Here is a 3,445-nt window from a genome sequence, read left to right on the forward strand (position 1 = left end):
GCGCCACCCCCCGTCGCCCGGCACGCCGCTCCCTACGCGGCCGCTGTCGCGGGGCTCGGAGCGCTGCTGCCCGAGCTGGAGGGGCGCTGGTCCACCCCCGTCGTCCACGACTGGGACGCGCACGCCACCGTCGCCCATCTGCTCGCCGCCGACGAACACCTGGCCCTGCGGCTGGGAATCGGGGCGCGGATACCGGGCGCGCGGATCGACGAGGACGCGGACTGGACCGAGGCCTGGGAGCGGCGCACCGCCGAGGTGATCGCCCACGAGCACCGCCGCACGCCCGGCCGGACCGTCGCCGAATGGTCCGCGCAGGCGGCCGCACTGCTCGGCACCCCGCACGCCCGCGATCACGAACTCGCCGCCCGCACCACGCTGTTGATGGGCATCAGGCTGCCGGTCACCGAGCACTTCCTGGTGCGCGCCTTCGAGACGTGGATCCACACCGACGACATCGGCCGCGCCCTCGGCCTGGCCGTGCCCCCGCCGCCCGCGGAGCATCTGGAGCTGCTGGTCGCGCTGGCCGTGCGCATCCTGGGCGGGGCCCTCGGGGACGAGGCGCCGCCGGTGCTGTTCGCGGTGCGGGGCGGCGAGCAGTGGGTGCTCGGTTCGCAGAGCGACCCCGTGGCCGCCGAACTCACCCTGGACGCCGTGGACTTCTGCCTGCTCGTCGGCGGCCGGTACGCGCCGCCGACCGTGCCCCGCACCACGACGGGCGACGCGGCCGCCGTACGGAACGTACTGGAGCGGGCCGCGTCGCTGTCGTGGCTGTGAGGATCAGCTCACCGGTTCACCTCACCGGCGTGAAGTCCCTCGCGCCGATGAACTCCGGGCGCCGGATCGGGGCCGCGAACGGCTCGACGGCCTCGTTCTCCACGCTGTTGAAGACGATGAACACGTTGCTGCGCGGGAACGGCGTGATGTTGTCGCCGGAGCCGTGCATGGCGTTGCAGTCGAACCAGGTCGCCGAACCGGCCTTGCCGGTGAACAGCTTGATGCCGTACTGCGACGCCATCTCCGTCAGCGCCTCGTCCGAGGGCGTGCCGGCGTCCTGCATCTGCAGGGACTTCTTGTAGTTGTCCTTCGGGGTGGCGCCCGCGCACCCGAGGAACGTCCTGTGCGAGCCGGGCATGATCATCAGCCCGCCGTTGGTGTCGTAGTTCTCGGTCAGCGCGATCGAGACCGACACCGTGCGCATGTTGGGCAGGCCGTCCTCGGCGTGCCAGGTCTCGAAGTCGGAGTGCCAGTAGAAGCCGCTGGCCCCGAAACCGGGCTTGACGTTGATCCGCGACTGGTGGACGTAGACGTCCGAGCCGAGGATCTGCCGGGCCCGGCCGACGACCCGCTCGTCGCGCACCAGGTTCGCGAACACCTCGCTGATCCTGTGCACCTCGAAGACCGAGCGGATCTCCTTGGACTGCGGCTCGATGATCGAACGCTCGTCCGCGCGGATCTCCGGAGCGGTGACGAGCCGCTCCAGCTCGCGCTGGTAGACCGGGACCTCGTCGGGGCCGATGAGCTGGTCGATGGCGAGGAAGCCGTCGCGCTCGAACGACTCCAGATCGGCCGTGGCGATCGGTCCCGGCGCGCCGGGCGCCGACCAGACGACCGGGTCCTTGCGGGGGATCGCCACCTCGGTGGCGCCGCGGCTGGGGTAGAGATCGGTGATGGTGGTCATGCGGTCACACCTCCTCGGGTTCGGTGAGCAGCGGGTAGACGCCGTTCTCGTCGTGGTCCTCCCGGCCGGTCACGGGCGGGTTGAACACACAGATGCAGCGGAAGTCCTCCTTGACCCGCAGTGTGTGCCGCTCGTGACCGTCCAGGAGGTACATGGTCCCCGGCGTGATCGAGTGCGTCTGCCCGCTCTCGTGGTCGGTCAGCTCGGCCTCGCCCTCCACGCAGACGACGGCCTCGATGTGGTTCGCGTACCACATCGACGTCTCCGTACCCGCGTACAGGATCGTCTCGTGCAGGGAGAAGCCGACCCGCTCCTTGGCGAGCACGATGCGTTTGCTCTCCCAGGTGCCGGACGCCGCCTTCACATGCCGGTCGGTGCCTTCGATGTCCTTGAACGAACGGACGATCACGGTATTGCGATGCCTCCTAGTTGGACGGTCTGCTGAGACGGATGCTCAGACGGTTTCCCGGACGGCGCGGGCGAGGATGCTCAGCCCCTCGTCCAGCTCCTCCGGAGTGATCGTGAGCGCCGGAAGCAGCTTCACGACCTCGCTCTCGGGGCCCGAGGTCTCGATGAGCAGCCCGAGTTCGAAGGCCCGGTGCGCCACCCGGCCCGCGCGCTCCTTGTCGTGGAACTCCAGGCCCCACACCAGCCCGCGCCCGCGGTACTCCTTGATGTCGGCCAGGTTCTCCTCGGTGATGGAGATGAGCCCCTGCTCGACCTGCTCACCGCGCTGCCGGGTCTGCTTCTCCATCGCGGAGCCGTCCGCCCAGTACTGCTCCAGGGCGGCGGTGGCCGTGACGAAGGCCGGGTTGTTGCCGCGGAAGGTGCCGTTGTGCTCGCCCGGCTCCCAGATGTCCAGCTCCGGCTTGAACAGGCACAGCGACATCGGCAGGCCGTAGCCGCTGATGGACTTGGAGACGGTGACGATGTCCGGCGTGATGCCCGCCTCCTCGAAGGAGAAGAAGGCGCCGGTACGGCCGCAGCCCATCTGGATGTCGTCGACGATGAGCAGCATGTCCTGCCGCTCGCACAGGTCGGCGAGCGCCTTGAGCCACTCCCTGCGGGCCACGTTGATGCCGCCCTCGCCCTGCACGGTCTCCACGATCACGGCGGCCGGCTTGTTGAGGCCGGAGCCCTGGTCCTCCAGGAGCCGCTCGAACCACAGGAAGTCCTCGACGGTGCCGTCGAAGTAGTTGTCGAACGGCATCGGCGTGCCGTGCACCAGCGGGACACCGGCGCCGGCCCGCTTGAAGGCGTTGCCGGTGACGGCCAGCGACCCGAGGGACATCCCGTGGAAGGCGTTGGTGAAGGACACGATGGCCTCGCGGCCCTTGACCTTACGGGCCAGCTTCAGCGCCGACTCCACGGCGTTGGTGCCCGTCGGGCCCGGGAACATGACCTTGTACGGCAGGTCGCGCGGGCGCAGCACCAGGTCCTGGAAGGTCTGCAGGAAGGTGCGCTTGGCGGTGGTCGACATGTCGAGCCCGTGCGTGACGCCGTCGCGCTCCAGGTAGTCGATCAACGCCCGTTTCAGCACGGGGTTGTTGTGGCCGTAGTTCAGCGAACCGGCGCCGGCGAAGAAGTCCAGGTACGCGTGGCCGTCCTCGTCGTACATGCGGCTGCCCTGCGCGCGGTCGAAGACGGTGGGCCAGCCGCGGCAGTAGCTGCGCACCTCGGACTCGAGGGTCTCGAAGACGCTGAGGTCGGGCTGGGTGATGGTCACGACGAATCGCTCCTCGGGTGCGTGGGGGGTCAGGCGGAGAG

At 69.6% G+C, this 3,445-nt stretch carries 4 protein-coding genes; 1 reads left to right on the plus strand and 3 read right to left on the minus strand.

The genetic code is table 11. The features are described from left to right. Positions 1-774, plus strand: a 774-nt coding sequence (locus tag EHS43_RS40420; RefSeq protein ID WP_125195524.1) for a maleylpyruvate isomerase family mycothiol-dependent enzyme, incomplete at its 5' end; no start/stop codon positions are given. A 16-nt stretch (positions 775-790) separates the two neighbouring features. Here the strand turns inward: EHS43_RS40420 and thpD are convergent. Genes thpD through ectB form a run of 3 tightly spaced genes read right to left on the minus strand, consistent with a single transcriptional unit; the run spans position 791 to position 3,404 of the window. After that, positions 791-1,678: an ectoine hydroxylase gene (gene thpD / locus EHS43_RS40425; RefSeq protein WP_125195525.1), complete on the minus strand. Its 888-nt coding sequence runs from the start codon at positions 1,676-1,678 to the stop codon at positions 791-793. 4 nt (positions 1,679-1,682) lie between these two features. Next, the gene (locus EHS43_RS40430) at positions 1,683-2,087 is read right to left on the minus strand and encodes an ectoine synthase (protein WP_007381148.1); all 405 of its coding nucleotides are present in this window, start codon (positions 2,085-2,087) and stop codon (positions 1,683-1,685) included. Positions 2,088-2,132: 45 nt separating this feature from the next. Further along, positions 2,133-3,404, minus strand: coding sequence for a diaminobutyrate--2-oxoglutarate transaminase (ectB, locus tag EHS43_RS40435; RefSeq protein WP_125195526.1), 1,272 nt, complete (start codon positions 3,402-3,404; stop codon positions 2,133-2,135). Positions 3,405-3,445 lie beyond the last annotated feature (41 nt).

Source organism: Streptomyces sp. RP5T, from assembly GCF_003933965.1.
Lineage (GTDB): Bacteria > Actinomycetota > Actinomycetes > Streptomycetales > Streptomycetaceae > Streptomyces.